The 20,579-nt window shown below is 64.4% G+C and carries 18 protein-coding genes; 9 read left to right on the top strand and 9 right to left on the bottom strand.

Going from position 1 to position 20,579, the window contains the following annotated elements:
- Positions 1 to 349: 349 nt before the first annotated feature.
- The 3 genes from rpmB to nadB all read left to right on the top strand — a co-directional run bounded on the left by rpmB (position 350) and on the right by nadB (position 2,481).
- Positions 350 to 583, top strand: a complete 234-nt coding sequence (gene rpmB, locus AB4Y31_RS12990) for a 50S ribosomal protein L28 (protein ID WP_026230132.1) — start codon at positions 350 to 352, stop codon at positions 581 to 583.
- Positions 584 to 600: 17 nt separating this feature from the next.
- Positions 601 to 768 (top strand): 50S ribosomal protein L33, encoded by a 168-nt coding sequence (gene rpmG / locus AB4Y31_RS12985; protein WP_004185395.1) that lies wholly within the window; start codon positions 601 to 603, stop codon positions 766 to 768.
- 114 nt (positions 769 to 882) lie between these two features.
- Positions 883 to 2,481, top strand: coding sequence for an L-aspartate oxidase (gene nadB / locus AB4Y31_RS12980; RefSeq protein ID WP_018443184.1), 1,599 nt, complete (start codon positions 883 to 885; stop codon positions 2,479 to 2,481).
- A 98-nt stretch (positions 2,482 to 2,579) separates the two neighbouring features.
- Here the strand turns inward: nadB and nadC are convergent, their stop codons facing one another.
- The 6 genes from nadC to purN form a co-directional block, all read right to left on the bottom strand.
- Positions 2,580 to 3,479, bottom strand: coding sequence for a carboxylating nicotinate-nucleotide diphosphorylase (gene nadC, locus AB4Y31_RS12975; protein ID WP_368674245.1), 900 nt, complete (start codon positions 3,477 to 3,479; stop codon positions 2,580 to 2,582).
- Between the two features lie 23 nt (positions 3,480 to 3,502).
- Entirely contained in the window at positions 3,503 to 4,648 is a 1,146-nt protein-coding gene (nadA, locus tag AB4Y31_RS12970; protein WP_368674506.1) for a quinolinate synthase NadA, read from the bottom strand.
- Between the two features lie 164 nt (positions 4,649 to 4,812).
- Positions 4,813 to 6,009 carry an acyl-CoA desaturase gene (locus tag AB4Y31_RS12965; protein ID WP_018443187.1) on the bottom strand — a complete coding sequence of 399 codons (1,197 nt, stop codon included), beginning with the start codon at positions 6,007 to 6,009 and terminating at the stop codon, positions 4,813 to 4,815.
- Between the two features lie 184 nt (positions 6,010 to 6,193).
- Positions 6,194 to 7,585 carry a mechanosensitive ion channel family protein gene (locus tag AB4Y31_RS12960; protein ID WP_368674244.1) on the bottom strand — a complete coding sequence of 464 codons (1,392 nt, stop codon included), beginning with the start codon at positions 7,583 to 7,585 and terminating at the stop codon, positions 6,194 to 6,196.
- Complete coding sequence (locus AB4Y31_RS12955; RefSeq protein WP_368674243.1) at positions 7,582 to 8,970, bottom strand: RsmB/NOP family class I SAM-dependent RNA methyltransferase; 1,389 nt, start codon at positions 8,968 to 8,970, stop codon at positions 7,582 to 7,584. The genes AB4Y31_RS12960 and AB4Y31_RS12955 overlap by 4 nt, the downstream gene beginning before the upstream one ends.
- Entirely contained in the window at positions 8,967 to 9,623 is a 657-nt protein-coding gene (gene purN / locus AB4Y31_RS12950; RefSeq protein ID WP_368674242.1) for a phosphoribosylglycinamide formyltransferase, read from the bottom strand. Before purN ends, AB4Y31_RS12955 begins: the two co-directional genes overlap by 4 nt.
- 216 nt (positions 9,624 to 9,839) lie before the next feature.
- Here purN and AB4Y31_RS12945 point away from each other — a divergent pair, with 216 nt between their 5' ends.
- The 5 genes from AB4Y31_RS12945 to dut all read left to right on the top strand — a co-directional run bounded on the left by AB4Y31_RS12945 (position 9,840) and on the right by dut (position 16,145).
- On the top strand, positions 9,840 to 10,886 hold the full coding sequence (locus AB4Y31_RS12945) for a bifunctional riboflavin kinase/FAD synthetase (RefSeq protein ID WP_107152019.1): 1,047 nt from the start codon (positions 9,840 to 9,842) through the stop codon (positions 10,884 to 10,886).
- A gap of 144 nt (positions 10,887 to 11,030) precedes the next feature.
- Positions 11,031 to 13,868: an isoleucine--tRNA ligase gene (gene ileS / locus AB4Y31_RS12940; protein WP_368674241.1), complete on the top strand. Its 2,838-nt coding sequence runs from the start codon at positions 11,031 to 11,033 to the stop codon at positions 13,866 to 13,868.
- On the top strand, positions 13,868 to 14,368 hold the full coding sequence (gene lspA, locus AB4Y31_RS12935) for a signal peptidase II (protein WP_018443193.1): 501 nt from the start codon (positions 13,868 to 13,870) through the stop codon (positions 14,366 to 14,368). The genes ileS and lspA overlap by 1 nt, the downstream gene beginning before the upstream one ends.
- A gap of 58 nt (positions 14,369 to 14,426) precedes the next feature.
- On the top strand, positions 14,427 to 15,641 hold the full coding sequence (coaBC, locus tag AB4Y31_RS12930) for a bifunctional phosphopantothenoylcysteine decarboxylase/phosphopantothenate--cysteine ligase CoaBC (RefSeq protein WP_368674240.1): 1,215 nt from the start codon (positions 14,427 to 14,429) through the stop codon (positions 15,639 to 15,641).
- 57 nt (positions 15,642 to 15,698) lie between these two features.
- Complete coding sequence (gene dut, locus AB4Y31_RS12925; protein ID WP_368674239.1) at positions 15,699 to 16,145, top strand: dUTP diphosphatase; 447 nt, start codon at positions 15,699 to 15,701, stop codon at positions 16,143 to 16,145.
- Between the two features lie 107 nt (positions 16,146 to 16,252).
- Here dut and clpA read toward each other — a convergent pair whose 3' ends face one another.
- Both clpA and clpS read right to left on the bottom strand, forming a co-directional pair.
- The gene (clpA, locus tag AB4Y31_RS12920) at positions 16,253 to 18,550 is read right to left on the bottom strand and encodes an ATP-dependent Clp protease ATP-binding subunit ClpA (protein WP_018443196.1); all 2,298 of its coding nucleotides are present in this window, start codon (positions 18,548 to 18,550) and stop codon (positions 16,253 to 16,255) included.
- Positions 18,547 to 18,861, bottom strand: a complete 315-nt coding sequence (clpS, locus tag AB4Y31_RS12915; RefSeq protein ID WP_018443197.1) for an ATP-dependent Clp protease adapter ClpS — start codon at positions 18,859 to 18,861, stop codon at positions 18,547 to 18,549. Before clpS ends, clpA begins: the two co-directional genes overlap by 4 nt.
- A 566-nt stretch (positions 18,862 to 19,427) precedes the next feature.
- On the opposite strand from clpS, the gene cspD reads away from it, so the two are divergent.
- The gene (cspD, locus tag AB4Y31_RS12910; RefSeq protein WP_017776809.1) at positions 19,428 to 19,634 is read left to right on the top strand and encodes a cold shock domain-containing protein CspD; all 207 of its coding nucleotides are present in this window, start codon (positions 19,428 to 19,430) and stop codon (positions 19,632 to 19,634) included.
- 208 nt (positions 19,635 to 19,842) lie between these two features.
- On the opposite strand, the gene AB4Y31_RS12905 is transcribed toward cspD, so the two are convergent.
- Complete coding sequence (locus AB4Y31_RS12905; protein ID WP_368674505.1) at positions 19,843 to 20,571, bottom strand: immunity 52 family protein; 729 nt, start codon at positions 20,569 to 20,571, stop codon at positions 19,843 to 19,845.
- Positions 20,572 to 20,579: the final 8 nt, after the last annotated feature.

Here is a 20,579-nt window from a genome sequence, read left to right as displayed (position 1 = left end):
GCAAATAACGTTTGATTTTTCGGCGCTTTTTCTGCTAGAATCGCCGTCTGCCTATTTTTTCCGATCCGAATCGCATCCGGACTCCGGACGGACGCTCGGATGCGGTCATGGCGCCGTGCCCGCATTCGTACCGGTGTGGTTACCGGCAAGTACGACGGGCGGCGGCCGAACGATCGTCGTCGGCGAGAGTCGAGCAGGAAGTCGAACGAAGCGAGCGACGAACAACGGCCGGTAAGGCGAAGAGGTCTGAAGGAATCAGAGCGGATACGCCCGAAAGCGGTAGCGTAGGCCGGTCCGGCTCTCGAACCCAGGCTTGAACCGAATATAAGCGTTTTAGGAGTGCTCTCATATGGCACGCGTATGCCAAGTAACTGGGAAAGCGCCGATGAGCGGCAACAACGTTTCCCACGCGAACAACAAGACGAAGCGGCGCTTTTTGCCGAACCTGCAAAACCGCCGTTTCTGGGTGGAGAGCGAGAACCGCTGGGTGAGCCTGCGCGTCTCGAACGCGGGTCTGCGCCTCATCGACAAGAAGGGCATCGAGTCCGTGCTGGCCGACTTGCGCGCACGCGGCGAAATCTAAGCGAAGGAGTCTGAATCATGGCGAAAGGCGCACGCGACAAGATCAAGCTTGAGTCGACCGCAGGCACGGGTCACTTCTACACCACGACGAAGAACAAGCGCAACATGCCCGAGAAGATGGAGATCATGAAGTTCGATCCCGTCGCTCGCAAGCATGTCGCGTACAAGGAAACCAAGATCAAGTGATCGGTTGTTTCCTTCGAGCTTGAAAGACAAAGACGGCAAAAGCCCCGCATCGCTGCGGGGCTTTTGCGTTTACCGGAGCAAGAGCCCTCGGTCCAACGGGCAGGAGCAAGGCACATGAATTTCGACGTCGTGATCGTGGGCAGCGGGCTTGCGGGTTTGACGGTCGCATTGAACCTCGCCGAGAAGCGCCGCGTCGCGGTCCTCGCCAAGCGATCGATGACCGAGGGCGCGAGCGATTGGGCTCAGGGCGGCATCGCGGCCGTGCTCGACTCGGCCGACAGCATCGAGAACCACGTCCGCGACACGTTGGTCGCCGGCGCGGGCCTGTGCGACGAAGCCGCGACACGCTTCATCGTCGAAGGCGGCCGTGCCGCCATCGAATGGCTGATCGAGCGCGGCGTACCGTTCACGCGCGACGAAGCAGCCGAGCTCGGATTTCATTTGACGCGGGAAGGCGGGCACAGTCACCGGCGCATCATTCATGCGGCGGATGCAACGGGGCACGCCGTTGTCGAGACGTTGTCCGAGCGCGTGCGTCAGCATCCGAACATCACGCTGCTCGAGGATCACTACGCCATCGACCTCATTACGTCGGACAGGCTTGGATTGCCCGGTCGCCGTTGCCACGGCCTCTACGCGCTCGATCTCGCCAGCGGACGCACCGTCACCCTGCAGGCGCCGCATACGGTGCTCGCAACGGGAGGTGCGGGCAAGGTCTATTTGTACACGACCAACCCGGACACCGCGACCGGGGACGGGATTGCGATGGCTTGGCGCGCCGGCTGCCGCGTCTCGAACATGGAGTTCATCCAGTTCCATCCGACTTGCCTCTTCCATCCTTACGCGAAATCGTTCCTGATTTCGGAGGCCGTGCGCGGCGAAGGGGGCCGGCTGCTGCTGCCCGACGGCACACGGTTCATGCCGGCGCACGACGAACGGGCCGAACTCGCGCCGCGCGACATCGTGGCGCGAGCGATCGACTTCGAGATCAAGAAGCGCGGGATCGACTGCGTCTATCTCGACATCAGCCATCAGCCGGCTGCCTTCCTGCGCGAACATTTCCCGACGATTCTCGCGCGCTGCCTCGAGTTTGGCATCGACATCACGAAAGACCCGATTCCCGTGGTGCCTGCCGCGCATTACACCTGCGGCGGCGTCGTCACGGATCTCGCCGGCCGCACCGATCTCGCGGGGCTCTACGCCGTCGGCGAGACGGCCAGCACCGGGCTGCACGGCGCGAACCGGCTGGCGAGCAACTCGCTGCTCGAATGCCTCGTCATCGGCCGCTCGACGTCGGCTGTCATCGAAAGCGACGGTTTTGAGGCTGGCGCGCACGCGCCGTTGCCCGATTGGGATGAAAGCCGCGTGTCCGATCCCGACGAGGAAGTCGTCGTCGCGCACAACTGGGACGAACTGCGGCGGCTCATGTGGAACTACGTCGGCATCGTGCGCACCGACAAGCGGCTCACGCGCGCGAAACATCGGATTGCGCTTTTGCGCGATGAAATTCAGGAGTACTACGCGAACTTCAAGGTAAGCCGCGACCTGCTCGAATTGCGCAACCTCGTCGACGTGGCGATGCTGATCGTCGACAGCGCGCGCTCGCGGCGCGAAAGCCGCGGACTGCACTTTTCGCGCGACTGGCCCGCGGCACTCCCCAAGGCACTGCCGACCGTACTTGCTCCCGAGCGCGTGCGAAATCGGCAAGTCTGATAGCGGCCCGCGCGGGTGCCGCTGCAACCGCGCGCGTAATCCACATCCGTTCGCTGGCTCGCTGGCCACGCCTTGCGAAGGTCACGCGAGCAGCCGCGCTACACGATCCGCATCGAATAATCGGTCGCACGAACATCCTTCGTCAGCGAACCGATCGAGATGCGGTCGACCCCTGTCTCGGCGATCGTACGCACCGTATCGAAGTTCACGCCGCCCGACACTTCGAGCACGGCGCGGCCGGCCGTCAGCTTCACGGCATCGCGCATCGCCGCGAATGAGAAATTGTCGAGCAGGATCGACTGCGCGCCATGCGCGAGCGCGGACTCGAGCTGCTCGAGCGTCTCGACCTCGATCTGAACGGGAACGCCCGCATCGAGCGCATAGGCCGCTTCTAGCGCCGCCCCGATGCCGCCCGCCGCGGCAATGTGGTTTTCCTTGATGAGAATGCCGTCGTAAAGGGCGAGCCGTTGATTCGCGCCTCCGCCGACACGCACCGCGTATTTCTGCGCGAGCCGCAGGCCCGGCAGCGTCTTGCGCGTGTCCAGGATACGGGCGCGTGTGCCGGCGATCGCATCGACGTAGCGGCACGTCGCGCTCGCCACGCCCGAAAGCAACTGCAGGAAATTGAGCCCATTGCGCTCGGCAGTCAACAGCGCGCGCACAGGGCCGCGCAATTCACAGACGACGGAATCGGCCGTCATGCGATCGCCCTCACGGTAGCGCCAGTCGATTTCAATCGACGGCTCTACATGGCGCATCACGGCCGCAAACCACGGCACGCCGCAAAGGATCGCCTCCTCGCGTACGACGATGCGCGCGTCACGCACCGCGTCGGCCGGCACGAGACGCCCCGTCACGTCGCCGCTGCCGACATCCTCGGCGAGCGCATCGGCAACGTTGCGCGCCAGTGCGGCGTCGAACGCCGCGCCGTACTGCGCGCGGATTTCCGAATATAGCGGCGACACTGCGTCGCCCTGAATCGTGTGCTGTTTCGACATCGACGAAGTTCCCGCTATTGGCATCAGGCTGCGCCGACGTTGGCGAAAAGCGCCGTGTCGCGCGCGAGGTCGCCGCTCGTCTGCACGCGGCGCTTGCGCTCGGCAGCGAAAGCAAGCATACGGTCGATCGGCACGCGTGCCCGCTCGCCAATCGCCAGGTCGACGAAGATCTCGTTATGGCCGCGCTCGAGCACGTCGGCCAGATTGACGAGCCCGTTCATCGCCATCCACGGGCAATGCGCGCAGCTCTTGCAGGTCGCGCTGTTGCCGGCGGTAGGCGCTTCGATGAACGTCTTGCCGGGCGCCGCGAGGCGCATCTTGTGGAGAATGCCGAGATCGGTCGCGACGATGAAGTGCGTCGCGGAGAGCCGCTTCGCGGCGTCGATCAATTGAGTCGTCGAACCTACGACGTCGGCCTGAGCGACCACGCTCTCGGGCGACTCGGGGTGCACGAGCACCTTGGCGTCGGGGTATTCCGCACGCAGCAAATCGAGCTCGATGCCCTTGAACTCGTCGTGGACGAGACATGAGCCCTGCCACAGCAGCATGTCGGCGCCCGTCTGCTTCTGGATATAGCTGCCCAGGTGGCGATCGGGCGCCCAGAGAATTTTCTCGCCGCGCGCATGAAGGTCGGCAACGATCTCGAGGCCGATCGACGAAGTCACCATCCAGTCAGCGCGCGCCTTGACCGCCGCGCTCGTATTCGCGTACACGACGACCGTGCGATCGGGATGCGCATCGCAAAACGCGGAGAATTCGTCGGCTGGGCACCCGAGATCGAGCGAGCAGGTCGCGTCGAGATCGGGCATGAGAATACGCTTGTCGGGGCTCAGGATCTTCGCTGTTTCGCCCATGAAGCGAACGCCGGCTACGAGGAGCGTGCGGGCGTCATGGTCGCGGCCGAAGCGGGCCATCTCGAGCGAGTCGGCCACGCAGCCGCCCGTTTCGTCGGCGAGTTCCTGCAGTTCGGGATCAACGTAGTAATGCGCGACGAGCACCGCATTTTCCCGTGCGAGCAGCGCGCGAATGCGTGCCTTCAGTGCCTGCCGTTCTTCGGGCGACGGCACGACGGGCACCTTCGCCCATGCCTGACCAACGCCGCAGACGGCCCCCGCCGTGCTCGAAACGAGCGGCTTATCGAACTCGACGGTCCTGATCGTCGCACCCATCATCCCCTCCCGAAGCAACGCTGCCGGCGGCACCGGAAGCGATCAACGTCGCGACGGAAGCCCGAAAAGGCCGGCCTGCCCTCATGTCCAATGCGCCTAAAAAAGCAACACCCCGCCAGCGCGGGGTGTCTTGTGACGTCTCGAAATTGTAATGGATTTCGCGATCAGGCGTATCGGCGCAGGCGCAGCGCGAATTCCTGCAAAGCCTTGATTCCGCTTTGCTCGGCGCGGTGGCACCAGTCCTGCAATTGGGCGAGCAACTGCTCGCGCGAAGCGTTCGAGCGGTCCCAGATCGCCGCGAGGTCCTTGCGCAGCTCGATGAACGTCAAAAGCGTCTGATTGTTCGCGAAGATCTCAGGCAACTGGCGCTTCTGCGGCTCGTCGAGGCCGCTTTCGTCCTTGTGGAACCACTTGCCCGCACTCTTCATGAGCGCGTACTTTTCGCGGGCGCCGACTTCCTTCAAGCGCGCGAGCTCTTGCCGGTAAGCGCGCTTGACCGTCTTCGCGTAGCGCGCCATGACCTCATAGCGATTCGAGAGGACGGCCTGCAGCGTGTCCTGGTCGAGGACGAGCTTGCGCGAGGCCAGGCGCGGCGTGGGCGCGACTTTTTTCACCTTGGCAAGCCGGCAGGCCGACATGAGACGGATATAGCCCCAGCCAATGTCGAACTCGAACCACTTGTTCGAGAGCTTCGCCGACGTTGCATAGGTATGGTGATTGTTGTGGAGCTCTTCGCCGCCGATGAGGATGCCGAGCGGAAAAAGATTCGTGCTCGCGTCTTCCGAATTGAAGTTGCGATAGCCCCAGAAATGTCCGAGGCCGTTGACGACGCCGGCCGCCCAGAACGGGATCCAGGCCATCTGCACCGCCCAGACGGTCAGGCCGACCACGCCGAAGAGCGCGACGTCGATGACCATCATCAGGCTCACGCCGAGAATCGGGTATTTCGTATAGACATTCCGTTCCATCCAGTCGTTCGGCGTGCCGTGGCCGAAGCGGCGCATCGTTTCCTCGTTGCGCGCCTCGGCGCGGTAGAGCTCGGCGCCTTCGAGCAGGACTTTCCAGATGCCGCGCGTCTGCGGGCTGTGCGGATCCTCTTCGGTCTCGCATTTGGCGTGATGCTTGCGGTGGATCGCGGCCCACTGCCCTGTCAACATACCCGTCGTCATCCAGAGCCAGAAGCGGAAGAAATGGCTCGCGACCGGGTGCAGATCGAGCGCGCGGTGTGCCTGGCAGCGATGCAGATAAACGGTGACGCCGATGATGGTGACGTGTGTCACGGCCAGCGTGAAGAGCACGATCTGCCACCACGAGAAGTGCAGCGTGCCGTGGGCGAGAAAGTCGAGCAGGGAATTCAGCAAGGCATTTACCTGTGGAGCGACGACGACTGCGCAACGTCGGGCGCCGGGGCGCGCGACCGAGCACAGTCACATAGACGTAAGCAAACTGTTGGGCTGGGAGGCATTGTACTTCAACGCACTCGACTGTTTTGTAACAAAAGTGCTCTCGCGCACGCGACGCAGCGTCACGCCCCCAAAAGCCGACTCAATTCGCATCGCGAGCGCGATTCGTGCCCAGTCGGGTGACGTCGGCGACGGTCCCGGCCGCGCCGGCGGCGTTGTCGTTCGCCGGCGCGAGGGCTGCCGGCAGCTCGCCGACGATACGCACTTCGCGCGTCGGGTACGGGATCGCGATGCCATGCTCGTTGAAAAGGCGCCAGATGTTGCGATTCACGGCCGATCGCACGCCGGCCGTGCCCTTCGCGGCCTCCTCGATCCAGAAGCCGAGCTCGAGGTTGATGCCGTCCGCGCCGAACGAGATGAGATAAGGGGTCGGCGCCGGGTCTTCGAGAATCCGGTCGACGCCGTGCGCCGCCTCGACGAGCAACGCCATCGCCCGCTCCACGTCCGTATCGTAGGCCACCTGCACGGGCGCTTTCGCGTAGCCGCGGGTGAGGTACGACGAATGGTTCTGGACGACATCGGTGATGAGCTTCTCGTTCGGGATCAGCGTTTCGATGCCGTCGAGCCCGCGCACGGTCGTGTAGCGCGTCCGGATTTCGGTCACGATCCCTTGCAGGCCGCCGACGTTGATCGAATCGCCGATCCGCAGCGATCGATCGATGAGGATGATGAATCCCGACACATAGTTGCTGGCGATCTTCTGGAGCCCGAACCCGAGCCCCACGCCGAGCGCGCCGCCGAACACCCCGAGCACCGTCACGTCGATGCCGACGAGCGAAAAGCTCACGAGCACCGCCGCGAGCATGAGCAGCGCGCGTCCGACGCGCGCGAGCACGACCCTGAGGTTGGCATCGATCGAGCGCGAGCGCATGAGCCGCTCCTCGAGCATCGAGCCGAGCCAAAGCGCCACGACCATCGTCACGCAGACCCAGAGGACGCCGCTCGTGAGCGAGAGCAACGTCATGCGTTCATTGCCGACGCGAAAGCGCACCGACGCCATCCAGCGCAGGACCTGATCCTGGATACCGAGCACGGTGAGAACCATGCCGACCCAGACGAGCACCGTCACGAGCTTCTCGACGATGAAGAGCCAGGCGTGCGCCTGCTTTCCGTGGCTGAAGACGCGCCGCGCGACATAGAAGGCGATGTAGATGAGCGCGATGCCGAAAAGCGGCACGAGAGCAAGCTCGAGCAGCGACGTCGACATGTAGTCGGCGAGAATCGCCTGCGCGAACCAGACGAGGACGCTGCCGAGCAACGGGAAGAGCGCCTTATCGAGGCTCTCGGCGCCGAAGCGCAGCGCCTCGTGGCGCGCGCGGCGGTGCACTTCGAGCTTGCGGCGTAAAAAGCGCGCGAGAAGCCAGGCGGCCAACAGCAGCCCCAGCAGCGTGCCGCCCTGCCAGACCATCACCGGCTCGCCGAAGTCGCGGACAATGCCCGCGAGCATGTGAGAGAGGATGTGGTTCTGGATCATGCCGGAGCATTCTCACGTTCCGGCCGACGCTCGAGCACGGCCGCGAAAAACCCGTCCGTGGCATGGCGGTGGGGCCAGAGCGAGAGATAGTCGCCCATCTCGAGCTCGATGCGCTGCTCGGCGAGCACCTTGCCCGCCGGGATGAGCACGAAATCGGGGTGATCGGCGAGAAACGCGGCGACGACGGCCTCGTTCTCCGCCTCGAGCACGCTGCAGGTGGCGTAGACGAGGCGACCGCCCGGCTTCACGAGGCGCGCGGCGCTCGCGAGAATCGACGCCTGCTTCGGCGCCAGCTCGGCGATGGCGGCCGCGTTCTGGCGCCACTTCAGGTCCGGGTTGCGGCGCAGGGTGCCGAGTCCGCTGCACGGCGCGTCGACGAGCACGCGGTCGATCTTGCCCGCCAGCCGCTTGATCTTGACGTCGTGCTCGCTATCGATGAGCACGGGATGCACGTTCGAAAGACCGCTGCGCGCGAGACGCGGCTTCAGCTTCGCGAGCCGGCGCTCGGACACGTCGAATGCATAGAGCCGGCCCGTCGAGCGCATCGCCGCACCGAGCGCAAGGGCCTTGCCGCCCGCGCCGGCGCAAAAATCGGCGATCATCTCGCCGCGCCGCGGCGCGACGAGGGCGCAAAGCAATTGGCTGCCCTCGTCCTGCACCTCGACCCACCCGTCCTCGAACACCTTGAGCTTCGTCAGGGCCGGCTTGCCGGCCACGCGCACGCCGAACGGCGCGAACGGCGTCGCGCCGGCGTCGATACCCGCCTCCTTCAGCGCGTCGAGCAGCTGGTCGCGGCTCGCCTTCATCGGGTTCGTGCGCAGATCGAGCGGGGCCGGGTAGTTGAGCGCCGCCGCGAGCTGCGCGAGCTCTTCGCCGGAAAACCGCGTGGCCAGCGCCTCGATGATCCATTCGGGCAGATTGAGCCGGATCCGCAGTGGCAGGCTCGCCGGGTCGATCTTCGCGACATGTTCGAGCCACGCGTTTTCGTCCTCGGAGACGAACGGCTTCACCGCCGAGCGGCCGACGGTCTGCATGAGGCCGAGCAGCGCGAGCCGGCGCGTCGGGCTGCCGACGCCGCTCTCCGCCAGATGCGCGAACTCCATGCGCCTGCGCAGCACCGCGAACACGGCCTCGGCGATGACGCCGCGCTCGAAATGACCGAGCTTCGGATGCGCGCGGAAAAAGCGGCTCGTCGTGGCGTCGGCCGGCCCGACGAACTTCAGAATCTCCTCGAGCAGCGCTTCGGTCTGGCCGATCAGGAAGCCGTGCAGCCCTTGCTCACGGCGCGGCTGAGAGTCGGCTCGGCCTTGCGCGCGGCGCTCTTGCGAACGTTGAGGGCGCAGCGGGCGCTGGGGGCGTTGCGGGCGCGGGGGGCGGCTCGTCATTGGTTTTGCTCCTCTTCGCGAACGTCCGCGAACAACCAGCGCGGCTCCGGCGGCGTCACCTCGACGCGCATCCCGTCGAGCGCAAGGCGCCCCTCGACGAACCAGCGCACGGCGCGCGGATAGATGATGTGCTCGCACGCAAGCACGCGTGCCGAGAGCCGCTTCACGTCGTCGCCAGCGACGACGGGGACCGCGGCCTGGATCACGATCGGTCCGTGGTCAAGCTGCGGCGTGACGAAATGGACGGTCGCGCCGTGCAGCGCGACACCCGCTTCGAGCGCGCGCTGATGGGTCTTGAGTCCCGGGAAGCACGGCAACAGCGATGGATGCACGTTCAGCATCCTCCCCGCGTAGCGCTCGACGAACGACGTCGTCAAGACGCGCATGAACCCGGCGAGCACGACGAGATCGGGCTCGTAGCGATCGACGACGGCCGCCAGTTCCGTATCGAACGCCGCGCGCTCGGGAAATTCGAGGTGATCCACGACGGCCGTGGCGATGCCGTTCTCGGCCGCGAACGTCAGCCCCGCCGCGTCGGGCCGATTCGCGACGACGGCCGCGACACGCGCCGGCCAAGCCTCGCGCGCGCAGCCGCGCACGATCGCTTGCATGTTGCTGCCCCGCCCTGAAATCAAAATCACAATATTCTTCATTCAAGGATTTTATCATTCAGGTGCGGGTCGCCCCGACGCGAGCACCCTGCGTGGGCTCGCACGGGAAGTCCCGTTGGGCGATATCCGACGGCCTGCGGGGGCAGCGAACGCCGTGACCGTTTATAATCTCCTGCTTCGCAGCGCCTCGCGGCGCGCGTCGATCTTTGGTTTCGCGGCTCGCGGCTCACGCCCTTGCCGCCCACCCCAACGGCTATCGTGAGAGTCTTCCGCGGTCTTCCCAACGCCGAGAGCCGCGCGCCCTGCGCGCTGACGATCGGCAACTTCGACGGTGTCCACCGCGGGCACCAGGCCCTGCTCGCACGCGTGCGCGAAGCGGCGCGCGAGCGCGGCCTGCCCGCCTGCGTCATGACCTTCGAGCCGCATCCGCGCGAATTCTTCGATCCGGCCGGCGCCCCCCCGCGCATCGCCATGCTGCGCGACAAGCTCGAAGCGCTGCGCATGAACGGCGTGGACCGCGTCGTCGTCGAGCACTTCAACCGCACGTTCGCGAGCCAGTCGCCCGACGCGTTCGTCGAGCGGATCATCGTGGGCGGCCTGCATGCGCGCTGGGTGCTGATCGGCGACGACTTCCGCTACGGATCCAAGCGCGCCGGCGATTTCGAATCGCTGAAGGCCGCCGGCGAGCGCCATGGCTTCGAAGTCGAGCGAATGGCGACGATCGTCGATCCGAGCGGCGCGCGCATCTCGAGCTCGGCGGTGCGCGCGTTCCTCACCGCGGGCGAGCTCGATGCCGCGCGCGAGGCACTCGGCCGCGACTATCTGATCAGCGGACATGTCGTGCACGGCCTGAAGCTCGGCCGCGATCTCGGCTTTCCGACGCTGAATCTGCCGATCGCGCACAAGCGCCCCGCGCTCGCCGGCATCTTCATCGTGCGCGTGCACGGGATCGAAGCCGAGCCGCTCGCGGGCGTCGCGAGCCTTGGACTGCGCCCGACCGTCGACGATTCGGGCCGCGTGCTGCTCGAGGTTCATCTACTCGACTGGCATGGCGACGCATATGGCAAACTCGTGCGCGTCGAATTCCTGAAGAAGCTGCGCGACGAGGAGAAGTTCACGGACCTCGAAGCGTTGACGCGGGCCATCGCGCGCGACGTCGCGAACGCGCGGGCCTATTTCGCCGCGACGGGCGGCGCGCGCGTGGGCATGGCCGCGCCGGCCGCCGCTCATCCTGCCGCGCCGAGCGCGCCGGGTAGCCGCGCGACCGGATTTTCGACATCGGCGACCGATCGAATTATTCGCTAGCCACCGCAACACCCGAATGCAGCAGCGGCCCGGCGGGTCATGACCTTGGGGCCACGTAGCGCTCGCACCGCCGCGCCGCCGACCGACACCGATTGAGTGGCGCCCGCAGTCCGGACGCCCAAACGAAGTTTCAGCGATCTCACTATGAGCGACAAGAAAGCCGATTCGAAATCTCAGGCCAAGTACCCGGTCAACCTGCTCGACACGCCGTTCCCGATGCGCGGCGACCTTCCGAAGCGCGAGCCGCAACGCGTCAAAGAATGGGAGGAAAAGCGCGTCTACGACAAGATCCGTGCGGCGAGCCGGGGCCGGCCGCGCTTCGTGCTGCACGACGGGCCGCCCTACGCGAACGGCGACATCCACCTCGGCCACGCGGTGAACAAGATCCTGAAGGACATCATCGTCAAGTCGCGCAACATGGCCGGCTTCGACGCGGCCTACGTGCCTGGGTGGGACTGCCACGGCATGCCCATCGAGATCCAGATCGAAAAGCAGTTCGGCAAATCGCTGCCCGTCACGGAGGTGCAGCAAAAGGCGCGCGCCTACGCGGCCGAGCAGATCGAGAAGCAGAAAGCCGGCTTCAAGCGGCTCGGCGTGCTCGGCGATTGGGACAACCCGTACAAGACGATGAACTTCTCGAACGAGGCCGGCGAAATCCGCGCGCTCGCGAAGATCCTCGAGAAGGGCTACGTCTTTCGCGGATTGAAGCCCGTGAACTGGTGCTTCGATTGCGGCTCCGCGCTCGCCGAGGCCGAAGTCGAGTACAAGGATCGGACCGACCCTTCCGTCGACGTCCTGTTCCCGTTCGCCGATCCTGAGAAAACGGCGCGCGCGTTCGGGCTCGAAGCGCTGCCGCGCGCCGAGGGCGGCATCGTCATCTGGACCACGACACCGTGGACGATTCCGGCCAACCAGGCGCTCAACGTCCACCCCGAACTCGTCTATGCGCTCGTCGATACGCCGCGCGGCATGCTGATCCTCGCCGAAGAGCGCGTCGCGGCCTGCCTGCAGGAATTCGGCTTGACGGGCAACGTCGTCGCCACGGCGCCCGGGGCGAAGCTTGCCAACGTGCGGTTCCATCATCCGCTCGCCTCGGCTCATCCCGGCTATAAGCGCACGTCGCCCGTCTACCTCGGCGAGTACGTGACGATCGATACGGGCACGGGCATCGTCCATTCGTCACCGGCTTACGGCGTCGAGGACTTCGAGGCGTGCAAGGCACATGGGCTCGCCGATTCGGACATCATCAACCCCGTCATGGGCGACGGCCGCTACATCGAATCGCTGCCGCTCTTCGGCGGGCTCTCGATCTGGACGGCCAACGCGAAGATCATCGAAGCGCTCGATGCCGCGGGCACGCTGATCCACAAGGAAAAGTACACGCACAGCTACATGCACTGCTGGCGCCACAAGACGCCGATCATCTATCGGGCGACGTCGCAATGGTTCGCCGGCATGGATGTCGCGCCGAAGGACGGCGGACCGACGCTGCGCGAAACGGCGCTGGCGGGCGTGGAGGCCACCGCATTCTATCCGTCGTGGGGAAAGCAGCGCCTTCACAACATGATCGCGCACCGCCCGGACTGGACGCTGTCGCGGCAGCGCCAATGGGGCGTGCCGATGGCGTTCTTCGTCCACAAGGAAACCGGCGAGCTCCACCCGCGCACGCTCGAGCTGCTCGAAGCCGTCGCCGAGCGCGTCGAAAAGCACGGCATCGAGGCATGGCAAACGCTCGATCCACGCGAGCTGATTGGCGACGACGCGAACATGTACGAGAAGAATCGCGACACGCTCGACGTCTGGTTCGATTCGGGCACGACGCACTGGCACGTGCTGCGCGGCTCGCACAAAGACGTGTCGGCGTTCCCCGCCGACCTCTATCTGGAAGGCTCGGACCAGCACCGCGGCTGGTTTCACTCGTCGCTCTTGACGGCCTCGATGCTCGACGGGCGCGCGCCTTACAAGGCGCTGCTCACCCACGGCTTCACCGTCGACGGCGAAGGCCGCAAGATGAGCAAGTCGCTCGGCAACGGCGTCGATCCCCACGACGTGGCGAGCCGCCTCGGCGCCGAAATCATTCGCCTCTGGATCGCCTCGACCGACTACTCGGGCGAGCTCGCGATTTCCGAGGAAATCCTGAAGCGCGTGACGGAGAGCTATCGCCGCATCCGCAACACGCTGCGCTTCCTCCTCGCGAACCTCTCGGACTTCGACTTCGCGAAGGACGCGCGATCGATCGACGAATGGCTCGAGATCGATCGCTATGCGGTGGCGCTTGCCGACGAGCTGCAGCGCGACATCCTCGCCCACTACGAAAAGTTCGAGTTCCATCCGGTCGTTGCAAAGCTGCTCACGTTCTGCTCCGAGGATCTCGGCGGCTTCTATCTCGATGTGCTGAAGGACCGGCTCTACACGTGCGCGCCCGATTCGAATGCGCGCCGCGCGGCGCAGACGGCCATCTACCACATCGCGCAAGGCCTGCTGCGGATCATGGCGCCATTCCTTTCGTTTACGGCCGAAGAAGCGTGGCAGGTATTCCAGCCCGGTAATGACACGATCTTCACGGAGACTTACTACCGTTACCCCGAGGTCCCCGGCGGCAATGCGCTTCGCGAGAAGTGGGCGCTCCTGCGCACGATCCGCGGCAACGTGACGAAGGCACTCGAGGAGGCACGCGTGGCCAATCTGATCGGCTCCTCACTGCAGGCGGAAGTCGAAATCCGCGCGACAGGCGCGGCCTTCGACGCGCTGAAGAGCCTCGACGACGATCTCAAGTTCGTGCTGATCACCTCCGCCGCGACGGTCGTCGAGGTCGATTCGGAAGCCGAGGAAGGCGTCGATGTGATCGCTTCAAAGTACCTCAAATGCGAGCGGTGCTGGCACTATCGCGCGGACGTCGGCGCCGATGCCGCACACCCGACGCTCTGCGGCCGCTGCGTCAGCAACCTCTTCGGCAACGGTGAAACGAGGAGCGCGGCATAATGGCGAAGACCCGTCCGATGCAAGCGAGCGGCACGCTCGCGCCGTGGCTCGGTATCGCGCTCATCGTCATCTTGTGCGATCAGTTGACGAAGATCGCCGTCACGAAAGTGCTCGCATACGCGACGCCCTACCCGTTCACGCCGTTCTTCAATCTGCTGCTCGTGTTCAACCGGGGCGCGGCATTCAGCTTTCTCGCCGCGGCGGGCGGCTGGCAGCGTTGGGCGTTCACGGCGCTCGGCGTCGTGGCAGCGCTCGTCATCGTGTATCTGCTCAAGCGCCACGGCAACCAGCGGCTCTTTTGCGCATCGCTGTCGCTGATCATGGGCGGCGCGCTCGGCAACGTCATTGACCGGCTCGTGCACAGCCACGTGATCGACTTTCTCGACTTTCACGTCGGCGGCTGGCATTGGCCCGCGTTCAACCTGGCCGACAGCGCGATCGTAATCGGCGCACTATTGTTGGTGTTGGACGAGCTGCGGCGCGTGGGCGGATCCCGCTGAGCGTGATCGGGCGCGCGAGGTGCATTCGCCTCGCCGATACGCACATTCGGAGGCAACGTTGGCAATTGCGGAACTCGCAGGAAAGCATCTGGTACTGGGCATGACGGGCGGCATCGCCTGTTACAAGATCGCCGAGCTCACGCGGCTTCTGACGAAAGCCGGCGCAACGGTGCAAGTCGCGATGACGGAGGCGGCGACGCAGTTCATCACGCCCGTCACGATGCAGGCGCTCTCGGGCCGCCCGGTCTTCACGAGCCAGTGGGACACGCGCATCGACAACAACATGGCGCACATCGATTTGTCGCGTGAGGCCGACGCGATTGTGATCGCTCCGGCGTCGGCGGACTTCATCGCCAAGCTCGTGCACGGCATGGCGAACGATCTGCTTTCGACGCTATGTCTCGCGCGCGATTGCCCCCTGCTCGTGGTGCCGGCGATGAACCGCCAGATGTGGGCGAATCCGGCCACGCAGCGCAACGTGGCGCAACTGCGCGCCGACGGCATACTCGTCCTTGGCCCCGATTCGGGCTCGCAGGCCTGCGGTGAAATCGGCGACGGGCGCATGCTCGAGCCCGAGGCGACCTACGAGGCGATCGTTTCGTTCTTTCAGCCCAAGATCCTCGCCGGCCGGCGCGTACTGATCACGGCCGGCCCCACGTTCGAGCCGATCGATCCCGTGCGCGGCATCACGAACCGCTCGAGCGGCAAGATGGGCTTCGCGATTGCCCGCGCGGCGCAGCAGGCCGGCGCCGCCGTTCGTCTCGTCGCGGGCCCCGTCGCGCTGGCGACGCCCTGGGGCGTCGTTCGCGACGACGTGGAAACGGCCCGGCAAATGTACGATGCCGTCCTCTCGACGGCAGCCGATTGCGACGTCTTCGTCTCCGTCGCGGCCGTGGCCGACTGGCGTGTCGACGAGGCGAGTGTCGAAAAGATCAAGAAGACGGCGGGGCACCGTGTGCCGAGCCTCGCTTTTGTCGAGAATCCCGACATCCTCGCGACGGTCGCGCAGTTGCCCAACGCGCCTTACTGCGTCGGTTTCGCGGCCGAAAGCGGAAATCTCGAAACGCACGGCGAAGAAAAGCGCGTGCGCAAGAACGTGCCACTCCTCGTCGGCAATCTCGGACCCAAGACGTTCGGGCGCGACGACAATGAGGTCGTTCTCTTCGATGCGCACGGCGTCACGCGGCTGCCCCGGATGGACAAGGACGCGCTTGCGGTTGCGCTCGTGCGCGAAATCGCGCGCCGGCTGCCCGACGCAAGCCTCATTTCATGAGCGGCGCGCGAAGCGTGGCGCGCCGATCCATTATCGTTTCCCGTTAGTCAACGCCGAATGAAACTCGACCTGAAAATCCTCGATGCGCGCATGCGCGAATACTTGCCCGCTTACGCCACGCCGGGCAGCGCCGGCCTCGATTTGCGCGCCTGCCTCGACAAGCCGCTCACGATGGAGCCCGGCGAGACGCGGCTCGTGCCGACGGGCCTTGCCATCCACGTCGGCGATCCAGGTTTCGCGGCACTGATCCTGCCGCGTTCGGGCCTCGGCCACAAACACGGAATTGTGCTCGGCAACCTCGTCGGCCTGATCGACTCGGACTATCAGGGAGAGCTGATGATTTCGACGTGGAATCGCGGCCAGACGACGTTCACGCTCAATCCGATGGAGCGTCTCGCGCAACTCGTCATCGTGCCGGTCGTGCAGGCGCAATTCAATATCGTCGACGATTTCGTCGAAAGCGAGCGCGGCGCGGGCGGCTTCGGCAGCACCGGCAAGCACTGAACGGCGCGCCGCCTGCGCGGCGTCGCCCCACAAAAGCAAAGCGGCGCGGGAGTTTTCCCGCGCCGCTTTTTCCATGTCGGACCGAACGGTCCGCTGCAACCGCGCCCTTATTCGACTTCGACCGTCTCGGGGTTCGGATTGCGCGGCACTGCGTTCTCGTCGAACGTCAACTGCACCTTGTCGGCTTCGTCGACATCCACGGTCACGCGCCCGCCGTTCATCAGCTTGCCGAACAGCAACTCGTCCGCCAACGCGCGCCGGATCGTGTCCTGGATCAGCCGCTGCATCGGCCGCGCGCCCATCAGCGGATCGAAGCCGTTCTTCGCGAGATGCTGCCGCAGCGCATCGGTGAAGACGGCGTCGACCTTCTTCTCGTGCAGTTGATCCTCGAGCTGCATTAGGAACTTGTCGACCACGCGCATGATGATTTCCTGATCGAGCGCGCGGAAGCTGATGGTCGCATCGAGCCGGTTACGGAATTCGGGCGTGAACATCCGCTTGATATCGGCCATTTCGTCGCCGGTCTCGCGACGCGTCGTAAAGCCGATCGTGCCCTTTTGCATCGATTCCGCGCCCGCATTCGTCGTCATGATGATGATGACGTTGCGGAAATCGGCCTTCCGTCCGTTGTTGTCGGTCAACGTGCCGTGATCCATCACCTGCAGCAGGACGTTGAAGATGTCCGGGTGCGCCTTCTCGATTTCGTCGAGCAGCAACACGCAGTGCGGCTTCTTCGTCACGGCCTCGGTGAGCAACCCGCCTTGATCGAAACCCACATATCCGGGCGGTGCGCCGATGAGGCGGCTCACGGCGTGGCGCTCCATGTATTCCGACATGTCGAAGCGGGTCAACTCGATGCCGAGCGTGAACGCGAGCTGTCGCGCGACTTCGGTCTTGCCGACGCCGGTCGGGCCCGAGAACAGGAATGCGCCGATCGGCTTGTCGGTCTTGCCGAGCCCCGCGCGCGCCATCTTGATCGCCGCCGAGAGCGCATCGATCGCCGGATCCTGACCGAACACGACAGCCTTCAAGTCGCGATCGAGCGTCTGCAGCTTGCTGCGATCGTCCTGCGACACGCTTTGAGCGGGCACTCGCGCGATCTTGGAAATGATTTCCTCGATTTCGCCCTTGCCGATCGTCTTCTTCTGCTTCGACTTCGGCAGGATCCGCTGCGCCGCGCCTGCCTCGTCGATCACATCGATGGCCTTGTCGGGCAGATGACGGTCCGTGATGAAACGCGCCGATAGTTCGGCCGCCGCCGACAGCGCCCCCGACGAGTATTTGACGCCGTGATGCTCCTCGAACCGGGACTTGAGGCCGCGCAGGATCGCCACGGTCTGCTCGACCGTCGGCTCCGTCACGTCGATCTTCTGAAAGCGCCGCGAAAGCGCCGCGTCCTTCTCGAAGATGCCGCGGAATTCCGTGAACGTCGTCGCGCCGATGCACTTGAGCGTGCCCGACGAGAGCGCCGGCTTCAAGAGGTTCGATGCGTCGAGCGTGCCGCCCGATGCGGCGCCCGCGCCGATCAGCGTATGGATTTCGTCGATGAAGAGGATTGCGTGCGGACGTTCCTTCAGCTCCTTGAGCACCGTCTTCAGCCGCTGCTCGAAATCGCCCCGGTACTTCGTCCCGGCGAGCAACGCGCCCATATCGAGTGAGTAGACCTGTGCGTCCGCCAGAATGTCGGGCACCTCGCCGCGCGTGATGCGCCAGGCGAGCCCTTCCGCGATGGCCGTCTTGCCGACGCCGGCCTCGCCGACGAGCAAGGGGTTGTTCTTGCGGCGCCGGCAGAGCACCTGCACGACGCGCTCGACCTCGGACTCGCGCCCGATCAGCGGATCGATGCGGCCGTCCTTCGCCATCTGGTTCAAGTTCTGCGTGAACTGCGCGAGCGGCGTTTCCTTCTGCGAGGCCGCGTCCTCCGACTCGGCGTTCGAATCGCCGGCCTTCGCCGCATCGCTGCTGTTCGTCTTGGCGATGCCGTGCGAAATGAAGTTGACGACGTCGAGCCGCGTCACCCCCTGCTGCTGCAGGTAGTAGACCGCATGCGAATCCTTCTCGCCGAAGATCGCGACGAGGACGTTTGCACCCGTGACTTCCTTCTTGCCGTTCGAAGTCGACTGCACATGCATGATCGCGCGCTGGATCACTCGCTGAAAGCCGAGTGTAGGCTGCGTGTCGACGTCGTCGGTGCCGGGCACCGTCGGCGTATTGTCATGAATGAAGTTGCGCAGGTTCTGGCGCAAGTCCTCGATGTTGGCCGCGCAGGCGCGCAACACTTCCGCCGCTGTGGGATTGTCCAGCAATGCCAGCAAAAGATGTTCGACGGTGATGAACTCATGCCGTGCCTGGCGCGCTTCCATGAACGCCATGTGCAAGCTGACTTCCAGTTCCTGGGCAATCATGCTTCCTCCATCACGCACTGCAGCGGATGCCCTGCCTGCCGTGCGTGCGTAACAACCTGCTCGACTTTGGTCGACGCAATGTCCCGCGTGTAGACCCCACAAACTCCCCGCCCCTCGCGATGCACCTTGAGCATGATCTGCGTCGCGGTCTCTCGGTCTTTATTGAAATATTCCTGCACGATCATCACGACAAACTCCATTGGCGTGAAATCGTCATTCAACAGTACCACTTTATACATGGACGGCGGTTTCAGCTCGTTTTCCTGCCGCTCGAGTACCGTGCCGTCCTGCCTGTCCGGGATAATCGCCATACACCCATTCTAAACAACTCGGTCGCGCCCGCAATCCTCCGGAAACCCGACCGAAGAGCCGCCGAGCGCACCGCCGCGGTGCGATCGGCATGCACCCGCGCGAACCCCATGCACCGCGCGAACCCGCCGTGGAGCCGCTTCCCCGCCGCCGTTGGCGACGTTTCGAGGGCGCGGTCCGCAGTTCGATCGAGTATCGCACAACGCGTGCCGGTCGCGCCGCCGGCGATGCGGCGCACACCGGCTGATATGTCTCGCACTACTCCGATGTGCGTCGATTATGCGACTTTTCAAGTGACCTCGCTTGCGTCAGCGCACACTGAGAAGTCGGAAAAACCCTCACAGGCAACAACCGCGCGCAAGCGCGCACGCATCATCTCAAAATTCCCTTGACACTTCCTTAAAGAGGTCCAACAATCAAGCTGGCACTTTTTTTCAGCTGGCTGCAACAAGTGCAAGTACGAAAAAATGCCGAGGTGAGCTTGTGCGGAGGGGGCGGCTGCGAGAGCGGCTGTCCGGCTTTTCGAGCGTGCTCGTGGTAGGACATGAGAGTTACAGGGGAAGTTGGTATGGCAACTGGTACGGTCAAGTGGTTCAACGACGCGAAAGGCTTCGGGTTCATTACGCCGGACGAAGGTGGTGAGGATCTGTTTGCGCATTTCTCGGCCATCCAGATGAACGGGTTCAAGACGCTGAAGGAAGGTCAGAAGGTGTCCTTCGAGGTGGTCCAAGGCCCGAAGGGCAAGCAAGCGTCGAACATCCAGGCTGCTGCCTGACATCGTTCGAGCGTTGTGCATTCGAAAACCCGGCTGCGGCCGGGTTTTTTTCGCGTTGTGAAATCCCGCCGCGGCACCTGAGCCCGACCCGTCCGGTCAGTGCACCTTCCCAAAGCATCAAATCTCATTCTCGGCGCAGGCTGGCGCCGAATCATTGCGTTGAGTCAATAAACGAGCGTTCGGCGAATGCGCCGTCCGTAGCCTGCAGTCAGATATCCGCGTATGCGGGCAGCAAGTCTTGATCGACCAAGCGGATTTCGATGCGGTTCGCGACTTCGACATGTTCCGGGTTCTCCGCGGAAAATACGCCATCCGTGATGCTCACGATGATCGTGCCGATCTGCTTCTCACCTGCTTCGAGAACCGGAATCAACGCTCGGGCTTCCGGCACCTGTTGCACGGTGATGACCTTCGGCAGATACAGCATCCAGCCGACGCCCGGCTTTTCATCGAACACCTGTTTCTCGCGATATTCCACCGGCCCTACTTGGATCACATCCGGGCTGAACTCCGCTACGATTAAGCTTACGTAATGCACGAAGTCGTCGTAATTGACTAGTTCACCGTTGCTTACGTCGGCTAGATTCGTGAGCGATACAGTAAAGGCATGCGGCTCTCCTTGCGGCAGTATGTGACAGGTCATGCTACCGCCGACTGGCGTTCCTTCCGGATGCGCCCACATGCCCACGGAGGTCACGTCTGTGACATTGCGGAATTCCTCTCGGATGGCGGCCAGCGCTGCCGTCGATGGCGCGTCACCATCGAACGCCGGGTACAGCTTGGCTTCTTGCTCGGTGTCGCCCTGCAAATGCCACTCGTTTTTCGCGACTCCGCCGCGCTGCGCGACAGCGTCCGCGATTCTACCTAGCCGCATTAGCACCGTTTCGAAGTCGGTCGGCGCAAGCGTGGTGTCGCGGAAATCAGCATGAATTTCGATGCTCGTCA

This window comes from Trinickia sp. EG282A (assembly GCF_040965455.1).
Taxonomy (GTDB): Bacteria; Pseudomonadota; Gammaproteobacteria; order Burkholderiales; family Burkholderiaceae; genus Trinickia; species Trinickia symbiotica.
The sequence above is the reverse complement of the archived record's forward strand: the minus strand, read 5'-3'. Positions and strand labels throughout refer to the sequence as shown.